This is a genomic window from Sodalis sp. RH15 (assembly GCF_047324255.1).
Lineage (GTDB): Bacteria > Pseudomonadota > Gammaproteobacteria > Enterobacterales > Enterobacteriaceae > Acerihabitans > Acerihabitans ligni.
Genome location: NZ_CP178738.1, coordinates 3,258,878 through 3,276,267, shown reverse-complemented (window position 1 = coordinate 3,276,267; position 17,390 = coordinate 3,258,878). Strand labels below are relative to the sequence as shown.

The 17,390-nt window shown below is 55.3% G+C and carries 13 protein-coding genes and 2 tRNA genes; 6 read left to right on the top strand and 9 right to left on the bottom strand.

Going from position 1 to position 17,390, the window contains the following annotated elements:
* Positions 1-164: 164 nt before the first annotated feature.
* The 5 genes from ACL2XO_RS14925 to ACL2XO_RS14905 all read left to right on the top strand — a co-directional run bounded on the left by ACL2XO_RS14925 (position 165) and on the right by ACL2XO_RS14905 (position 4,463).
* The gene (locus tag ACL2XO_RS14925; protein ID WP_413724453.1) at positions 165-1,538 is read left to right on the top strand and encodes an MATE family efflux transporter; all 1,374 of its coding nucleotides are present in this window, start codon (positions 165-167) and stop codon (positions 1,536-1,538) included.
* Between the two features lie 166 nt (positions 1,539-1,704).
* Positions 1,705-1,781 (top strand) — tRNA-Val (locus ACL2XO_RS14920).
* 8 nt (positions 1,782-1,789) lie between these two features.
* Positions 1,790-1,866 (top strand) — tRNA-Val (locus ACL2XO_RS14915).
* Positions 1,867-2,374: 508 nt separating this feature from the next.
* The gene (gene pykF / locus ACL2XO_RS14910; protein ID WP_203521431.1) at positions 2,375-3,787 is read left to right on the top strand and encodes a pyruvate kinase PykF; all 1,413 of its coding nucleotides are present in this window, start codon (positions 2,375-2,377) and stop codon (positions 3,785-3,787) included.
* Positions 3,788-4,226: 439 nt separating this feature from the next.
* A complete protein-coding gene (locus ACL2XO_RS14905; RefSeq protein ID WP_413724451.1) occupies positions 4,227-4,463 on the top strand; it encodes a major outer membrane lipoprotein in 237 nt (78 codons plus the stop codon).
* Between the two features lie 205 nt (positions 4,464-4,668).
* Here the strand turns inward: ACL2XO_RS14905 and ACL2XO_RS14900 are convergent, their stop codons facing one another.
* The 7 genes from ACL2XO_RS14900 to sufA all read right to left on the bottom strand — a co-directional run bounded on the left by ACL2XO_RS14900 (position 4,669) and on the right by sufA (position 11,735).
* Entirely contained in the window at positions 4,669-5,700 is a 1,032-nt protein-coding gene (locus ACL2XO_RS14900) for a L,D-transpeptidase family protein (RefSeq protein ID WP_413724450.1), read from the bottom strand.
* Positions 5,701-6,100: 400 nt separating this feature from the next.
* Positions 6,101-6,520: a cysteine desulfuration protein SufE gene (sufE, locus tag ACL2XO_RS14895; RefSeq protein WP_413724449.1), complete on the bottom strand. Its 420-nt coding sequence runs from the start codon at positions 6,518-6,520 to the stop codon at positions 6,101-6,103.
* Between the two features lie 27 nt (positions 6,521-6,547).
* Positions 6,548-7,771: a cysteine desulfurase SufS gene (gene sufS / locus ACL2XO_RS14890; RefSeq protein ID WP_413724448.1), complete on the bottom strand. Its 1,224-nt coding sequence runs from the start codon at positions 7,769-7,771 to the stop codon at positions 6,548-6,550.
* The gene (gene sufD, locus ACL2XO_RS14885) at positions 7,755-9,053 is read right to left on the bottom strand and encodes a Fe-S cluster assembly protein SufD (protein WP_132921603.1); all 1,299 of its coding nucleotides are present in this window, start codon (positions 9,051-9,053) and stop codon (positions 7,755-7,757) included. The genes sufS and sufD overlap by 17 nt, the downstream gene beginning before the upstream one ends.
* Positions 9,028-9,774: a Fe-S cluster assembly ATPase SufC gene (gene sufC, locus ACL2XO_RS14880; RefSeq protein ID WP_132921604.1), complete on the bottom strand. Its 747-nt coding sequence runs from the start codon at positions 9,772-9,774 to the stop codon at positions 9,028-9,030. Before sufC ends, sufD begins: the two co-directional genes overlap by 26 nt.
* A gap of 66 nt (positions 9,775-9,840) precedes the next feature.
* Positions 9,841-11,349: a Fe-S cluster assembly protein SufB gene (sufB, locus tag ACL2XO_RS14875; protein WP_132921605.1), complete on the bottom strand. Its 1,509-nt coding sequence runs from the start codon at positions 11,347-11,349 to the stop codon at positions 9,841-9,843.
* A 14-nt stretch (positions 11,350-11,363) separates the two neighbouring features.
* Positions 11,364-11,735: a Fe-S cluster assembly scaffold SufA gene (sufA, locus tag ACL2XO_RS14870; protein ID WP_132921606.1), complete on the bottom strand. Its 372-nt coding sequence runs from the start codon at positions 11,733-11,735 to the stop codon at positions 11,364-11,366.
* Between the two features lie 770 nt (positions 11,736-12,505).
* On the opposite strand from sufA, the gene ACL2XO_RS14865 reads away from it, so the two are divergent.
* Positions 12,506-13,717: an MFS transporter gene (locus ACL2XO_RS14865; protein WP_413740955.1), complete on the top strand. Its 1,212-nt coding sequence runs from the start codon at positions 12,506-12,508 to the stop codon at positions 13,715-13,717.
* Positions 13,718-13,744: 27 nt separating this feature from the next.
* Here the strand turns inward: ACL2XO_RS14865 and ACL2XO_RS14860 are convergent, their stop codons facing one another.
* Complete coding sequence (locus ACL2XO_RS14860) at positions 13,745-14,164, bottom strand: hotdog fold thioesterase (protein ID WP_413724446.1); 420 nt, start codon at positions 14,162-14,164, stop codon at positions 13,745-13,747.
* A complete protein-coding gene (locus tag ACL2XO_RS14855) occupies positions 14,164-17,217 on the bottom strand; it encodes an FAD-binding and (Fe-S)-binding domain-containing protein (protein ID WP_413740954.1) in 3,054 nt (1,017 codons plus the stop codon). The genes ACL2XO_RS14860 and ACL2XO_RS14855 overlap by 1 nt, the downstream gene beginning before the upstream one ends.
* Positions 17,218-17,390 lie beyond the last annotated feature (173 nt).

Genomic DNA, 17,390 nt, shown 5'->3' with positions numbered 1-17,390 from the left:
AACGCTATGCACGGAAAATGTGCATTATTGCACTGGTATAAAGCAGGGAATCCATTACACTATGCCTCAGAAACGCCGCATAAATTACCGCTTAAATTCACTCATAATCATTAATTTATCTGCAGCTTGTATTATTTTTAATCCATAACATCATAGGTGCCTGCGTGCAGAAGTATTTCCTCGAAGCGCGTACATTATTGTCGCTGGCCTTACCGGTGATCCTTGCGCAAATCGCTCAAACCGCCATGGGCGTGGTGGATACCGTGATGTCCGGCTCCGTAAGCGCCACCGACATGGCCGCCGTCGCCGTCGGTACTTCCATCTGGCTGCCCGCTATTTTATTCGGCCACGGTCTTATCATGGCGCTGACGCCGGTCATTGCCCAACTAAACGGTTCCGGCCGGCGCGATCGCATCGCCTTTCAAGTGCGCCAAGGGTTTTGGCTGGCCTTGTCCGTCTCGCTGCTGATTATGTTCCTTTTGTATCATTCCCGGTTTGTCATCGGCAGGATGCATCATGTCGATCCCGCCCTGGCGCAAAAAGCCGTCGCCTATCTGCATTTTCTGCTGCTGGGGGCGCCGGGGTATCTGTTTTTCCAGGTGCTGCGCGGCCAATGCGAAGGTCTTTCCAAAACCAAGCCAGGCATGGTCATCGGTTTCCTCGGCCTGGCGGCTAATATCCCGATCAATTATGTGTTTATCTACGGCAAGCTGGGTATGCCGGCCCTGGGCGGTGTGGGCTGTGGCATCGCCACGGCATCGGTGTATTGGATTATGTTTGGGGTCATGTGGCTGTATGTGCGCCGGGCCGGCACCTTTGCGGATTTCCGTACCGCCGTCGCTATCGTGCTGCCGCACTGGCCGACCCTGCGGCGTTTGTGCTCGCTGGGATTGCCGGTGGCATCCTCGCTCTTTTTCGAGGTGACGCTGTTTGCCGTGGTGGCGCTGCTGGTGACGCCGCTGGGCATTGTGTCCGTAGCCGGTCATCAAATCGCCCTGAACTTCAGCGCGCTGATGTTCGTACTGCCCTTGTCAATCGGGGTGGCGGCCACGATCCGCGTGGGTTTCCGCCTGGGTGAAAACAAGGTGGACGAAGCGCGGGTCGCCGCCTGGACCAGCCTGGCCGCCGGTGTGATGCTGGCCTGCGTGACGGCGATACTCACCTACCGGTTCCGGGTGCATATCGCCAGCTGGTATAATGCCACCCCGGCGGTAGTGAGCATGGCATCGCATTTGATGTCCCTGGCGGCGCTTTATCAGATTTCCGACTCAATCCAGGTCATTGGCAACGGCATCCTGCGCGGTTACAAAGACACCCGGTCGATATTTTTTATCACTTTTACCGCTTACTGGCTGCTGGGCCTGCCCTGCGGCTATGTTCTGGCGCTGACGGACTATGCGGTCCCCGCTATGGGCCCCAGCGGTTTCTGGATAGGTTTTATTATCGGCCTGACCTCGGCGGCAATCATGATGTCAATGCGCATACGCTGGCTGCAACGTCAGCCGCCGCTGCAGATTCTCCACCGCGCGGCGCGCTGAAACCATCGCCGGCAACGCGTCCCGGCGTGGACAAAAAAACGGCTTCCTGCACATTACGTCGGCAGTTGGATGACCTGGCGGGGAAAAAACGGTTTTTCCCCTTGCAAGGGTTGATAATGCCCGTTAATATTCGTCCCGCTGTCAGACTGGCAGTGTTGTCCGGTATGCGTTCTTAGCTCAGTTGGTTAGAGCACCACCTTGACATGGTGGGGGTCGATGGTTCGAGTCCATTAGAACGCACCATCCTTAGTGCGTCCGTAGCTCAGCTGGTTAGAGCACCACCTTGACATGGTGGGGGTCGGTGGTTCGAGTCCACTCGGACGCACCATATCCATTGTTTCCTTTCTTTTCTGATTTAACCCTTTTTTCCGTTTAAACTTCCATCTCACCCCCATCATCAGGCCGTTTGCGCCGATGCTTTAATATATTTGTAACATGGGACGGTGGGACATGAGTTAATTCCGTAGTACATATGTACAATAGTTGATAACAAAATTTTGCGTATATGCCAAAAAAGTCGCTTTTTGACGCCTAAAGCATTATTTGCGCTGTTTTTATCTTGTGTCCGCCGCCTCAATAACTATAATACGAAACGTTATTTCAATTGAATGGTTTCAGCCGATTGATTAGCCCCATACTAATTAAAATAGTCTTGCCTGTTAAACGTCCCCCGCTTTACCGGGCGACTTGTTTACATTTTTTTCATCTCTTTCTCACTTTTGTCACCTATCCTTGAACGTAGGGAACAGGCTCGCCGAGCTGCATATTTTCATCGTCGATACTCACCGGCGATACACCAGATTCATCATCCATCACAACTTGCAGATACCATTGTTATGAAAAAGACAAAAATTGTTTGTACCATAGGCCCGAAATCTGAATCCGTAGAGATGCTGACCAAACTGCTGGACGCCGGCATGAACGTTATGCGTCTGAATTTTTCCCACGGCGACTATGAAGAACATGGTCAACGTATCAAGAATCTGCGATCCATCCTGGCAAACACGGGCAAAAAAGCGGCTATCCTCCTGGATACCAAAGGCCCGGAAATTCGCACCATGAAATTGGAAAACGGCAGCGACGTTTCGCTGTTGGCCGGCCAGAGCTTTACCTTTACCACCGATCAAAGCGTTATCGGCAACAAGGAACGCGTTGCGGTGACCTACACCGGCTTCCCGCAGGATCTTTCCATCGGCAACACCGTTTTGGTGGATGACGGTTTACTGGGCATGGTCGTTACTGAAAAGACCGATACCACCGTGGTGTGTAAGGTCCTGAATAACGGCGACCTGGGTGAAAACAAAGGGGTTAACCTGCCGGGCGTTTCCATTGCACTGCCGGCCCTGGCGGAAAAAGACAAACGCGACCTGATTTTCGGCTGCGAACAAGGCGTCGATTTCATCGCGGCGTCATTTATCCGCAAACGCTCTGATGTTCTGGAAATCCGTGAACATCTCAAACAGCATGGCGGCGAACATATCCAGATCATATCGAAAATTGAAAATCAGGAAGGCCTGAACAATTTCGACGAAATTCTGGAAGCATCCGACGGCATCATGGTGGCTCGCGGCGACCTGGGCGTGGAAATTCCGGTGGAAGAAGTTATCTTCGCCCAGAAGATGATGATCGAAAAATGTAATCGCTCTCGTAAAGTCGTGATTACCGCGACCCAGATGCTCGACTCCATGATCAAAAACCCCCGCCCTACCCGCGCTGAAGCCGGTGATGTGGCGAACGCCATTATCGACGGCACCGATGCGGTTATGCTGTCCGGTGAAAGCGCCAAGGGCAAATACCCCCATGAAGCCGTCAGCATCATGGCCACCATTTGCGATCGTACCGACCGCGTTATGCCCAGCCGTATCGAAAGCATCAACGACAGCCGCAGACTTCGCATTACCGAGGCGGTTTGCCGCGGTGCGGTGGAAACTGCTGAAAAATTGGAAGCCCCGCTGATTGTCGTGGCGACCGAAGGCGGCAAATCCGCCAAAGCAGTGCGTAAATATTTCCCTAAAGCCGAAATCCTGGCGCTGACCACCAACGAAATAACCGCCCGCCAGCTGTTGCTGACCAAAGGCGTAACCTGTCAATTGGTGGACAAGATCGCTTCAACCGATGATTTCTACCGTATCGGCAAGGCGATGGCCCTGGAATGCGGCCTGGCGCAAAAAGGCGACATCATAGTGATGGTTTCCGGAGCCCTGGTGCCGAGCGGCACCACCAATACCGCTTCCGTCCATCAGCTGTAATTCACCCTGTTTAAACCGAGCCCCCGCCTTGTCGGGGGCTTTTTTTTTGCCGACTGTTCGCTACCCTCGAGGTTTAAGCACGGGCTTTCATCCCAGCTCCGCCTTGTTATAGCAACAGGTATAAGCCATAGATTTGCACAACTGTTTGCTCACCGTCTTAAATATGTTAATTCTCGCGATTCGCACCAGTCCCGCCAATAAAATCAACCCGCACAGCACAAAATAAACGATACTTTTTATCTCCCCTTTAATCAGAGTTATCTTATGGCACCTGGAAGTTACGCCTCTTTTTTTTAACGTCTCTGTAAAACAAGACGTTTCTTTGAGCATTCGGTCGAAATTAATCGTTTTACTAGTAAAATTATTTCTCTTTCGAAAATACTTTGTGTAATACTTGTAATGCTACATGGAGATTAACTCAATCTAGAGGGTATTAATAATGAATCGTACTAAACTGGTACTGGGCGCGGTAATTTTATGTTCTGCTATGCTTGCTGGCTGTTCAAGCAACGCTAAAATCGATCAGCTGTCCTCTGACGTTCAAACTCTGAACGCGAAAGTTGACCAGCTCAGCAACGATGTGAACGCTATTCGTTCCGACGTACAGGCTGCTAAAGACGACGCTGCCCGTGCTAACCAACGTTTGGATAACCAAGCTCACTCTTATCGTAAATAAGAGCTTCCTTGTTTAGAAAATGGCGCACATTGTGCGCCATTTTTTTTGTGCCGGGTTTGCCTTCTCGTTTATCCTTAGGAACCCTTTCTGCCGCTGCGCTGCAAGCCCCAAATCCCCTCATAGCGCTGTTTTATCCTCTGACTGACCCCACCACACGACCAATGACCCACAATGGCCAGGATTGCCGTTTGGCAGCCTTTACACGCTAGAGCGCGCCATCGCTTTCAGCAACCCGACTAACGGTCGCCGCGGGAGATGATTGGGGTACCGGCGCGGACATATCGGCCGGCGGCAAACTGTCTTCGGCAATACCGGAGGAAATCAGGATCGGCATACCGGCGCGGCGGACTATCGCTTCATCGGCGACCGTTTTATCCGAGGCTTTGTCGCCGATGAATTTTTTCACCTTTGGCGTAAGGGCGATGTGCATAGTCTGCGGATCGTCCTTATCGTTGCGGGACAAAGGCTGATGTACTTCCATATATCGCTTGCCGTCGGGTTCAACGGCCACCTTAATGGGTTCATTCACCACCTGCACCCGGGTGCCGACAGGCACCTGCTCGAACAATGCCTGGATATCATCGGGACGTAACCGGATACACCCGGAGCTGACCCGCATGCCGATGCCGAAATTGGCATTGGTTCCGTGGATAAGATAGGTCCCGCCGCCCGCCGACAGACGCAGGGCGAACAATCCCATGGGGTTGTCCGGGCCGGCCGGAACCACCGCCGGCAGCGTAATACCCTGCTCAGCCAGATAATGCTTGCGGATATTTGGGGTCGGCGTCCAGGTAGGGTTGGTGATCTTCTTGACGATGGAGGTAACCATGACCGGCGTATTACGACCCAGTTGGCCGATGCCGATGGGGTAAACGATGACGCTGTTGCCCCCCGGGGGATAATAAAATAGCCTCAGTTCGGCAAGATTGATGACAATGCCTTTTCGCGGAGCATCGGGCAACAGCATCTGCGCGGGAATGGTGAGCTCGGTACCCGGTGTCGGCAAATAGGGATCGGTGCCGGGATTGGCCTCCAGCATCGCCAATAAACCAATTTTATATTGCGCGGCCACCGCCTCCAGCGAACCGCCGTTATTGGCCACCGTGGCTATGGTATTCTCACCGATAAGGCGACTGTCAGGCGGCGGCAACGGATACTCGGTAGCCGCCGCGCTGCCGATGGCTCCCGCCAAGCAGGCGGCCATGGCAAAACCTATTAGGGTCAAGGTTCGATTCATAGTGTCTTCCTAGCAGTTTTTATTTTCAAATCCGGTTTCCGGCAGACTTCTCACCGGCGGACAATAAACCTCACCACCAATAGCAGCCGCCTGCCGACCCCTGCAATAAGAATTCGCCGATAAAAAGAGACAGGCGTAGCGCCCCATGCCACGGTAGGCCCGCCGGCGCCGATCGTGCAACGAGCCTGTTAAAGGGAGACCGCGGCAATGGGGTCGAAGCCGCCGTCTTGCGGCGGCCGGAGCGCCCCATGCCACGGTAGGCCCGCGATCACCGAACGTGCAGCGAGCCTGTTAAAGGGAGAACATGCCGATGGGGTCGAAGCGCGCGCGGTTTTACCGCCCGCCGGAGTAGCCCCATGGCATGGTAGGCCCGCTATCACCAGGGCCGGAAGGGCGGAAATTAATGCAATGCGGCGGCTTTTTTCCGAATGCCGCGCACCATGGCCTCCAACCCCTGGGAGCGGGACGGAGTGAGATGCTGGCTCAAGGCCAGTTCGCTGAAAAACGGCCGCACATCCTCTGCGACAATCTCCGAAGGCGCCAGGCCGTGATAAAAAACGAATACCGTGGCAATCAGTCCCTTCACAATGGCCGCGTCGCTGTCGCCGAAAAACCTCACTTCCCCCGTCTGGGGATCACGGTTCATAACGATCCACACCTGGCTCTGGCAGCCGGAAATCAAATTGCCGGCAATACGGGTTCCCGAGGGCAGCGGATCCAATTGAGCGCCCAATTCAATGATATACATATACTTCTCTTCCCAATTACTGCAGCGGGAAAAGTTACGCAGTAGTTTATTCTTATCCGGCAGATTCGCCATGACTCATGTTCTCCACAGGCGACGGATTCAGCCCAGCAAACGCCGGACTCGTACCAGACCGGTCACCAGCCGATCAATGTCCTCACGGGTGGTATACAGGGCCAGGGAGGCGCGACACATACTAGGCACCTGATAATAAGCCATCAGCGGCATCGCGCAATGGTGGCCGGTACGAATGGCAATACCGTACTGATCGAGGAAGCTACCCACATCATAGGCATGGTGTTTGCCCAGGTTGAACGCGATAACCCCAGCCCGATCCGCGGGACCATACAGGATCAAATCCGGCACCTGCTGCAATGACTCCAAGGCATAGTGCATCAGCTCGCCCTCGTACTGCCGGATATTATCCAGGCCCAGGCTTTCCACATAGCTCAGCGCCGCCCCCAAGCCCATCATGCCCGCGGTATTCGGAGAACCCGCTTCGAAACGCCAGGGCGGTTCGAGAAAGGTGGTGCCTTCCGTCAGGCTGACGGATTGGATCATCGACCCGCCCCCCTCCCATGGCGGCATCCGGTCCAGCAGCGCTTTTTTACCATACAGGATACCGATACCGGACGGACCATAAATCTTATGGCCGGAGAAGGCATAGAAATCGCAATCCAGCGCCTGCACATCCACTTTGCCATGCATGATGCCCTGGGCTCCGTCCACCAACACCACCAGATCGGCGGCAGCGCGAGCCCGTGCGATCAGCCTCTTCAACGGGTTTACGGTGCCCAGCACATTGGAAACCTGGGTGATGGCCAGCAACCGCGTACGATCGTCAATAAGCGAGGATAGCTTTTCCTCATCCAGCGTACCGTCCGCCAGCAACGGCAATACCCTGACTTCCACCTGCCGTTCCGCGGCGATAAGCTGCCAGGGAACGATATTGGAGTGATGTTCCATTTCCGTCAGGATCAGATTATCCCCAGGCTGGAAAAATTGACGCCCGTAGCTGTTGGCCACCAGGTTGATACCCTCGGTGGTGCCTTTGACAAAGATGATTTCCTCATCCGATGCCGCGTTGATAAAGCGCGCCGCCTGGGCTCGGACATCTTCCATCCGGGTAGTGGCTTGCGCGCTTAGGGTATGGATGCCGCGATGCACGGCGGCATAGCCCTGGCGGTAATAATCCCGTTCGGTATCAATAACGATATTGGGTTTCTGCGCACTGGCCGCGCTATCAAGATAGGTGAGCGGCTGTCCGTTAACGTCTCGTGCCAGAATGGGAAAATCCCCACGCACTCGTTCAATGGGATAGGACATGACTCCCTCCTTGCAAAGCATCGGCGATACGGGCCAATACGGTTTTCCGCACGACCTGGTTGTCCATCGCCTCGGTGATTTCGGCGGCAAACGCATGGATAATCATCTCCTGCGCTTCCTGGCGGGGAATGCCCCGTGAGCGTAAATAGAACATCTGCTCATCATCTATCCGGCCCACGGTAGCCCCATGGCTGCATTTGACGTCGTCAGCGTAAATTTCCAGCTGTGGTTTGGTGTCCACCTCGGACAGCCGGTCCAACAGCAGATTATTGTTGGTCATCCGTCCGTCGGTTTTCACCGCGTATTTGGCCACCTTGATAAGACCGTTGAATACGCCTTTGCCCCGATCGCGGGCAATGATTTTGTGCAGCTGGCGGCTCAGGCAATATCCTTTGTTATGCTCCAGATACGTCCGGGTGTCGGTCACGTCATTTTCCGACGGCAACAGCAGGCTGTTAATGGCCAGGTCGGATCCCTCGCCGTCAAGCCGGGCGCTTACCTGATGACGGGTCAGACCGGCGCCGAGCAAAAAGCTGTTGCTGCGTACGAAGGCGTCGCGGCCGATAACGATATCATCATGGGCAAAGTGGTAGCTGGCGCGATTTTCAAACGCCAGCTTGATATGGCTTAACCGCGCGTTATCCCCCACCGTCATGGTAAGGCGGGCGCCGGTAAAATGCCCCTGCCCGTCCAGGCTGGCAAAATGTTCGATAACCTCGGCCTGCGCCCCGCGTTCCACATCAACATGGTGGCGGTAATGCAGGGTATTCAGCTCTTCGGCATCGTCAACGCCGCTGCTGATATGCAGAAGGTAGAGCGGTTTTTCCGCCGTTTTGCCGGCGGGCAGCCGGATACGGGTGGTTTCGCGGCTGAGGCTCTCGGTCAGATGCAAAAATATTTCCGGCTGGATAGGCTCGGGCAGGGTCGTGCGCGCCGCGCCGCGCTCAATGTCGATAAGCCAGGAACCCGTAGCGCTGTCGCTCAGGCCCGGCTCGAACCGTCCGTCAATAAACACCAGCCGCACGGCATCCAGCGGCAGACTCAGCCGGTCGCGCTGCTCCGGGGTAACGGACTGTGCCTGCGCCTGGGAGAAACGATGGGACAGCAATCCTTCCAGAGGGGTGTATTTCCACTGCTCGTGCTTGCGCGTAGGCAAACCCAGCCGTTCCACGTTTTGCCAATGGGCGTAGGATTGCGCTGAGCGGGAAACGCTCTGGCCTTCGAATAAATGATGCCACTGCTGCAGTGTCCGGGCATTATTCTTGTTCGGTAAGCCAGCCATAGCCTTGCTCCTCCAGCTGTTTCACCAGGGCGAAATCGCCGGATTTCACGATGCGGCCCTGATAAAGCACATGGACCTGATCCGGTTTGATATAATCCAGGATACGCTGGTAATGGGTGACGATAATAAATGAGCGATTTTGGTTACGCAGGGTATTGACCCCGTGCGCCACGATTTTCAGCGCATCGATATCCAGACCGGAGTCGGTTTCATCCAGGATGCAGAGGGAAGGCTCAAGGGCCGCCATTTGCAGAATGTCATTGCGTTTTTTTTCACCGCCGGAAAAGCCGACGTTTACCGACCGGGTCAGGAGATCCGCCGGCATTTTCAGCAAGGCGATTTTTTCTTCAATGAAATCGGCAAAATCAAAACGATCCAGCGGTTCCTGACCACGATATTTGCGTACCGCGTTCACCGCCGTCTGTAAAAAGAACTGGTTGCTGACGCCCGGGATTTCAACCGGATATTGGAAGGCCATGAAAATCCCTTCCCCGGCGCGCTCCTCAGGATCCAGCGTCAGCAAATCCCTGCCCTTGAACAGCACTTCCCCCTCGGTGACCCGGTAATCTTCCCGTCCCGCCAGCGTGGCGGACAAGGTGCTTTTCCCGGAACCGTTCGGCCCCATTATGGCGTGCACCTCGCCGGGTTTAACTTCAAGGTTCAGGCCCTTGAGGATGCTGTTATCTTCCACACTCACGTTCAAATTACGAACTGTTAACATTTTTTTTCCTTTACCCGACTATCCAGACCAGCAATCAGGCAGAATACTTACTGTGTGGTCAATGGCTTAACCCACACTATGTTCAAGACTGATGGCTAAAAGTTTCTGCGCCTCCACGGCGAATTCCAACGGCAATTCAGAGAACACGTCCTTGCAGAAGCCGTTGACAATCATCGAAATGGCGTCGTCTTCGCTGATGCCGCGCTGGCGGCAATAAAACAGTTGATCCTCGCCGATGCGCGAGGTGGTGGCCTCGTGCTCCAACTGGGCGGTGCTGTTGCGCACTTCCACATAAGGAAAGGTGTGCGCGCCGCTTTCGCTGCCGATAAGCATCGAATCACACTGGGTGTAATTACGGGCATTGGTGGCGGTGGGCATAATCTTCACCAGGCCGCGGTAGGTATTCTCGCTTTTACCCGCGGAAATACCCTTGGAGATAATGGTGGAGCGGGTATTTTTACCGATGTGAATCATCTTGGTGCCGGTATCGGCCTGCTGGTTGCCGTTGGTCAGGGCTACAGAGAAAAATTCCCCTACCGAATTGTCGCCGCGCAAGATACAGCTAGGATACTTCCAGGTGATGGCCGAGCCGGTTTCCGACTGGGTCCACGACATCTTGGAATTTTCCCCTTCGCACAGTGCCCGCTTGGTGACAAAGTTCAAGATGCCCCCCTCGGTTTCGCTGCCCGCGAACCAATTCTGCACCGTAGAATATTTTACCTCGGCATTCTTGTGGACGATGACCTCCACCACCGCGGCATGCAGCTGATAGCTGTCGCGCACCGGCGCCGAACATCCTTCGATATAGCTGACGTAGCTGTCTTCATCGGCAATCAGGATTGTCCGTTCGAACTGGCCGGTTTTCGCCGCATTGATGCGAAAATAGGTGGAAAGCTCCATGGGACAACGCACCCCTTTCGGGATGTAGACAAAGGTGCCGTCCGAGGCCACAGCGGAATTCAGCGCGGCGAAAAAGTTATCGTTGGGAGGCACTACGCTGCCCAGATACTGGCGAACCAGATCCGGATGTTCGTGAATGGCCTCGCCGAAGGAGCAGAAAATAATGCCCTCTTTCGCCAGCTTATCGCGATAGGTGGTGGATACCGACACCGAGTCGAAAATAGCGTCCACGGCGACTTCCGAGCCTTCCCGTACCGGTACGCCCAGCTGGTTGAACGCCGCTTCCACCTCGGTGGTGAGATAGCTGTTCGCCGCGTCGACGCCGGGCTGTTGCATCGCCCCCGGCTGGGAGCCGCAGTTATCATCGCAACTGCCGCAGGAAGGCGCGGAATAATAGCTGTATTCGTTATAGTCCAGCGGCTTATAGTACGCTTTCAACCAGTGCGGTTCTTCCATATTCAGCCAGGCGCGATAGGCATTAAGGCGAAACTCCAGCATCCATTCCGGTTCGTTGCGTTTCGCCGAAATAGCCCGCACCACCTCTTCGCTGATGCCATGGGCCAGCTCGTCAGTGACCAGTTGGGTAAAAAAGCCTTCTTTATAGTTAGCGCTTTTTACCCAGGGCTCCGGCGCGGCATTGATGGGCTCGGGAGTTTCAATATTGCTTCGTGCCATAATGGTTCATCCGCTCAAAGACCAAAGCTTTCGCCACACCCGCAGGCATGCTGAGCTTTGGGATTATTGAATTTAAATACGTGATTCAGGCCTTCCTGCACATAATCCACTTCCGTGCCGTCAATAAAAGGCATGGCTTTAAGCGGCACATAGAGGTGGGCCCCATCACGTTCATAAACCAGTTCGCTATCCTCTTGACGGGTAGCCATCTCCACCACATAGCCGAAGCCGGCGCAACCCGATTGTTTCACACCCAGGCGCAACCCCCGCATTTCGGCATTCTGCTCCGCCAGGCGACGTATCTGTTTGGCTGCTGCTTCGCTCAGGGTCAGGCCTTGCCAGGTATTATCCTCGAGTGAAAAAGTTTCAACGGTGTCCGTTTGCATAAAACTGACCTCTCAATATGACAAGATTGATAAACCGCAATCTCTCTATGTTAGTGATATCAATTAACACTGCAACCTTGCCCTTAGCAGGGGAATAGACAAAAGCGGCGGTAAATGCCGGTCTATTCGGATTGGCGGCGATGTTTTAACGATTTAAGTTGTTATAATATATGAACTAAATATTTATACTATATTGATTTTAAAGTAGTTTGATCAAAATAAAAACCACAAAATAATTATCAGATCTTTTTTTTTCTTACAGTGACAAATAATTCATCGAAAAAAACTATTTTTATGACAGGCGAACCGAACGTCGCCGTTATGTACATTTTTGTACAAGGAACCATCATCAGGCGCTGAATATAGGGGTATTGCCGAATAAAGCACCAGGGCGTTAATTGATAATGATTACCATCATTATTTACCCGTTCGGTTTATGCAACTAAAACAAATAAACAATAATAAGATCCGGTCCCGCCATGCTACTTTACATTACCCCCGCGCGCAGGGTTTTTAACAAGCAATCCGTGCCATAAGCGCCGGAACCTTTACTCCCGGCCCGCTCATGGCCGGGGAGGCGCCGACCTGCTAAACCGTCTTTTTCTTTCGTTACAATTATAATACAATTATATCACATTTCCGCCATTTAGCCCATGTGGCAGACCGGCGGCCGGCAATAATAATACAATTATTAGCATTTTTTAAGGAGATAGTCCGGCCCGCTCGCGTTATGCTATTGAAAACAGTCAATTGCCGGATCTCTCACGCTTATGCCTTCGTCAGCGGTTCCCAAGCCCGTCTTAACCACGCCTCAGCTCAACAAACTTATCATACCCATCGTCTTTTTTACCTTTATCTGCTACCTGTCCATCGGCCTGCCGCTGGCCATTATTCCCGGTTTTACCCATAACCGGCTGGGCTTTAACACCGTCATCGCCGGCTTCGCCATCAGTATACAATATATCGCCACGCTGCTCAGCCGCCCCCATGCGGGACGCTATGCCGACATGCTGGGACCCAAGAAAGTGGTCTTGATCGGATTGAGCTGCTGTGGTCTTAGCGGACTGATGTATCTTTTGGCCGCCTGGATGACGGCAACGCCCTGGAGCAGCCTCGGGCTGCTGTTCATCGGCAGGCTGGTGCTGGGCATCGGCGAGAGCTTTGCCAGCACCGGCTCCACGCTCTGGGGCATCGCCCGGGTCGGCCAGTTCCATACCGCCCGGGTCATATCCTGGAACGGCGTAGCCACCTATGGCGCCATCGCCATCGGCGCCCCCCTCGGCGTTTGGCTCAACTTCCTCGGCGGGATCGGGGCGGTGGGCGTGTTTGTGCTTTTCATTGGCCTTGGCGCCTGGGCGGTGGCGTTGCGCAAACCGGCAGTCTCCATCGTTACCGGAAAGCGCATCGCATTCACCACCGTGGTGGGCAAAATCTGGCCCTATGGCCTCGGATTGGGCCTGGGCACCATGGGCTTTGGGGTGATTGTCAGTTTTATCACGCTCTATTTCGCCGATCTCGGCTGGAGCGGAGCGGCGTTTTCCCTGACGCTAATGAGCTGTGCCTTTGTCGGCGTAAGGTTGATTTCCGGCAATGTTATTAACATTTACGGCGGACTGACCGTCTCGCTCCTGTCGTTTATTTGCGAGATGCTGGGATTGTTACTGATTTGGGCGGCGCCCGACGCCATGGTGGCGGATTTGGGCGCACTGCTCACCGGTGCGGGATTTTCCCTGGTATTTCCGGCGCTGGGGGTGGAAGCGGTTAAACAGGTCCCGCCGCAAAACCAGGGCACCGCCCTGGGCACCTATTCCGCTTTCCTCGATCTCGGACTGAGCCTGGCGGGCCCGGCCGCGGGCTTTGTCATGTCCCATTTGGGCATGTCCTATCTTTACCTGTGCGCGGCAATGATGGCCGCCCTCGCCGCGTTGCTGATGGTGCGCCTGAAGTTCCGCGCCGACGCGCACGCCCGTCAGCAGGGTTAAGCGGCCAACCGCTCCGCCAGGGTCAGCTTAGCGTGGTTCCAGCACCGCCGTGGTGAGGCGGGCGATACAGGTCAATCTTTGTTGGTCGTCATGAATGCGGATATCCCAGACCTGGTGGGTACGCCCGACGTGTAGGGGGCGGCAGACGCCGCGTACGCTGCCCTCCGTAACGCCGCGCAGGTGATTGGCGTTGATTTCAAGCCCCACCACCCGCTGCCCGCCTTCGGTACAAAGATAACCCGCCACCGAGCCCAGGGATTCCGCCAGCACCGCCGAAGCGCCGCCGTGCAGCAAACCGAACGGTTGACGGGTCCGGTGGTCCACCGGCATCACCCCTTCCAGTTCGTCGTCGCCGATACGGGTATAGACAATGCCCAGATGGGCGACCAGGGTATTCCGGCTATGTTGATTAAGACCCTCAAGGGAGGCCGGTCGTTTCCAAATCATCACATGATCTCCAGTAAAGCCTGTAAAGGATGGCGAATGCCCTCGCCTTCGATGCGTTTCACCTGGCTGCGGCAGGAGTAGCCGGTGGCCAGACAACGCGTCCGCGGCAAACGCTGCAGGGGCTGCTGCCAGGAAAGGGCATAAATACCCAAAGAATTTTCCACATTGGCGCTTTCATGGCCATAGGTGCCGGCCATGCCGCAGCAGCCGACGCTGACGTTCTCCAGCCGGGCGCCGAAGCGGGAAAAGATGGACGCCCATTGCTGGCCGCTGGCGGGAAGTTCGGTGGATTCGGTGCAGTGGCCGAAAAGATACCAGGTATTTTCCGCTGACGGCGCCGGGGACAGGGTCTGCGGCAGGCCCATCAACCATTCATGTACCAGCATAACCTTGAAATTTCCCAACCCGTCACCCAGCGCCTCCCGGTATTCATCGCGATAACAAAGGACCAGAGCCGGGTCCACACCCACCATGGGCAAGCCCAGCAGCGCGGTACGGTTAAGAAAATCGGCGGTTTTGGCGGCGGTTTTGGCAAAGCGCTGCAAAAAACCTTTGATGTGCTGGGCTTTACCGTTCGGCGAAAAAGGCAGCAGCACCGGTTTAAAACCCAGCTTTTCCACCAGCCGGATAAAATCCGTCACCACGCCGGCATCGTAATAGCTGGTAAAGGGATCCTGCACCACCAGCACATGTCCTTGCCGCTGTTCGGCGCTCATGGCTTCCAGCTGTTCCAGCGTGGTATCGGCGGCGCGATGCCCCGCCAGCTGCGCGCGCAGCGAAGGGGCCGACAGCAGCGGCAAATCCACCATGCCGATGCGTTTGCGGCTCAATTCATTCAACCAGGGCTGTTTTAGAAAAAAATTGAAAAATGACGGCGCTCGTGCCATCAAAGGCGCATAGCTTTCCACGCCGGCCACCAGGTGATCGCGCAAGGGGCGCAGATAGCGGCTGTGATAAAGCTGGAGAAAGCGCGACCGAAATCCCGGCACATCAATCTTGATGGGGCATTGGGTAGAACAGGCCTTGCAGGCCAGACAGCCGGACATGGCCGCTTTGACCTCATGGGAAAAATCATATTCGCCGCGGTCGGCCCGCCGGCTGTTGCGCGCCCGCGCCACCAAATCGCGCAGGCTCGCCATCCCGGCGGGCAGATTCTTTTCCAGCTCCAGCGGGTCCACGCCCTGCTCCGCCAGCAGCCGCAGCCACTCCCGTACCAGCGTCGCCCGCCCTTTGGGCGAATGGATGCGGTCGCCGGTGATTTTCATCGACGGACACATGGGACTGCGGGCATCGAAATTGAAACAAAGCCCGTTGCCGTTGCACTCCATCGCGCCGCGAAAAGAGTTCCGGACCGCAATGGGGATTTGCCGGTCATAAGCGCCCCGTTTCACCCCGTCGACGGTTTTCATCGGCGCGCGGCTCTCCAGTGGAGAGCAGATTTTGCCGGGGTTGAGGCGGTTATAGGGATCAAACGCCGATTTTATTCTTCTCAATTCTTCATAAAGCGTTTCGCCGAAAAATGCCGGACTGTACTCGGCGCGAAAACCCTTGCCGTGCTCGCCCCATAGCAGCCCGCCGTACTTGGCGGTGAGGGCGACCACCCGATCCGACAGCGTTTTCATCAATACTTCCTGCGCCGGATCGCACATATCCAGCGCCGGCCTGACGTGCAGCACCCCGGCATCCACGTGGCCGAACATGCCGTATTGCAGATGATGGCTGTCGAGCAATTGCCGGAACTCGACAATATAGTCAGCCAGATGCTGCGGCGGTACGCAGGTGTCCTCGGCGAACGGGATAGGCTTGGCGGGCCCTTTGCTGTTGCCCAGCAACCCCACCGCTTTTTTACGCATGGCGTAGATACGCTCGATATCCGCCGGCCGATCGCAGATCTGGTAACCGATAACCCCTTCCTGCCGCGCGGCCATCAGCCCGTCCAATCTTTGGCACAGGGCGGCCAACTGCTGGTTGATAAGGGAAAGATCGTCACCGGCGAACTCGACGATATTCAGTCCCAATACCTCCCGCCCCGGTACGTCCTGTATCAGCTCTTTCACCGAATGCCAGATGATGTCTTCCCGCGCCAGGTCTAGCACCTTGGAGTCGACGGTTTCCACCGACAATGCATGGGCTTCCAGCATGAAAGGCGCGCTGCGCAGCGCGGAATTGAAAGAGTCGTATTTGATATTAACCAGCCGCCGGACTTTCGGCAACGGCGTGATATCCAGCCGGGCTTCGGTGATAAAGGCCAGCGTCCCTTCCGATCCGGTGAGAATCCGGCCCAGATCGAAGGTCTGCATATCGTCGCTGAAGACGTGGCGCAAATCATAACCGGTGAGAAACCGGTTAAGCTTGGGGAATTTTTCCAGAATCAGCGACCGCCGCGCCCGGCAGCTGTCCAGCACCGTGCGGTAAATACGCCCCGCAGCTCCCTCCCCGGCGGCAAGCTCCTCGGCGTCGGCAATGCTCATGGCGCGGGTCTCAATCTGCTCGCCGCCCAACAGCACGGCACGCAGGCCCAGAACATGATCCGAAGTCTTGCCATACACCAGCGACCCCTGCCCGGAGGCATCGGTATTCACCATGCCGCCAAGGGTGGCGCGATTACTGGTGGATAATTCGGGAGCGAAAAAATACCCCAGCGGCTTTAAAAACAGATTCAGCTGATCCTTGATGACCCCCGCTTCCACTTTGACCCAGCCTTGCTCGGTATTCACGTCCAGGATACGGTTCATATAACGGGACATATCCACTACGATACCGGTATTGAGAGACTGGCCGTTGGTGCCGGTTCCACCGCCGCGGGGGGTGAAGGTGATCGAGGCGAACCGCGGGTCTGCCGCCAGCTTGCCGATAAGCGCCACATCATCTGTGCTGCGGGGAAAAACCACCGCGTCGGGCAATAATTGATAAACGCTGTTATCGGTGGCCATGGTGAGCCGGTCGGCATAACTGGTGGCGCTGTCGCCGGCAAAGCCGTTGAATTTCAGTTCATGGAGAAAATCAATTACCGGTTTGGCAAGCCCAGGGGCCTGGGAAATCTGAGGAATCATTAACGGTGAGCCTGTTTTTTCGAAAGTGAGTGGTATCGGCATGGTAGGGTTGTTTTATCATATTTCTTTTTACCTTGCGCGCTGTGAGGAAAAAATCTTCTCCTGCGGAGCCCGTTCACATCGGCATACAGGGAGTCACTGTAATATCGGCGTTAAAGTTTTTAGCGCAAGCT

Excerpts from the sequence above, each read along its gene's own strand:
- ACL2XO_RS14905 (WP_413724451.1), top strand. The coding sequence starts at position 4,227 with ATGAATCGTACTAAACTGGTACTGGGCGCGGTAATTTTATGTTCTGCT.
- sufD (WP_132921603.1), bottom strand. The coding sequence starts at position 9,053 with ATGGCTGGCTTACCGAACAAGAATAATGCCCGGACACTGCAGCAGTGG.
- sufA (WP_132921606.1), bottom strand. The coding sequence starts at position 11,735 with ATGCAAACGGACACCGTTGAAACTTTTTCACTCGAGGATAATACCTGG.
- ACL2XO_RS14860 (WP_413724446.1), bottom strand. The coding sequence starts at position 14,164 with ATGATTTGGAAACGACCGGCCTCCCTTGAGGGTCTTAATCAACATAGC.
- ACL2XO_RS14855 (WP_413740954.1), bottom strand. The coding sequence starts at position 17,217 with ATGATTCCTCAGATTTCCCAGGCCCCTGGGCTTGCCAAACCGGTAATT.
- sufB (WP_132921605.1), bottom strand. The coding sequence starts at position 11,349 with ATGGCACGAAGCAATATTGAAACTCCCGAGCCCATCAATGCCGCGCCG.
- sufC (WP_132921604.1), bottom strand. The coding sequence starts at position 9,774 with ATGTTAACAGTTCGTAATTTGAACGTGAGTGTGGAAGATAACAGCATC.
- sufE (WP_413724449.1), bottom strand. The coding sequence starts at position 6,520 with ATGGCGAATCTGCCGGATAAGAATAAACTACTGCGTAACTTTTCCCGC.
- ACL2XO_RS14900 (WP_413724450.1), bottom strand. The coding sequence starts at position 5,700 with ATGAATCGAACCTTGACCCTAATAGGTTTTGCCATGGCCGCCTGCTTG.
- ACL2XO_RS14865 (WP_413740955.1), top strand. The coding sequence starts at position 12,506 with ATGCCTTCGTCAGCGGTTCCCAAGCCCGTCTTAACCACGCCTCAGCTC.
- sufS (WP_413724448.1), bottom strand. The coding sequence starts at position 7,771 with ATGTCCTATCCCATTGAACGAGTGCGTGGGGATTTTCCCATTCTGGCA.
- pykF (WP_203521431.1), top strand. The coding sequence starts at position 2,375 with ATGAAAAAGACAAAAATTGTTTGTACCATAGGCCCGAAATCTGAATCC.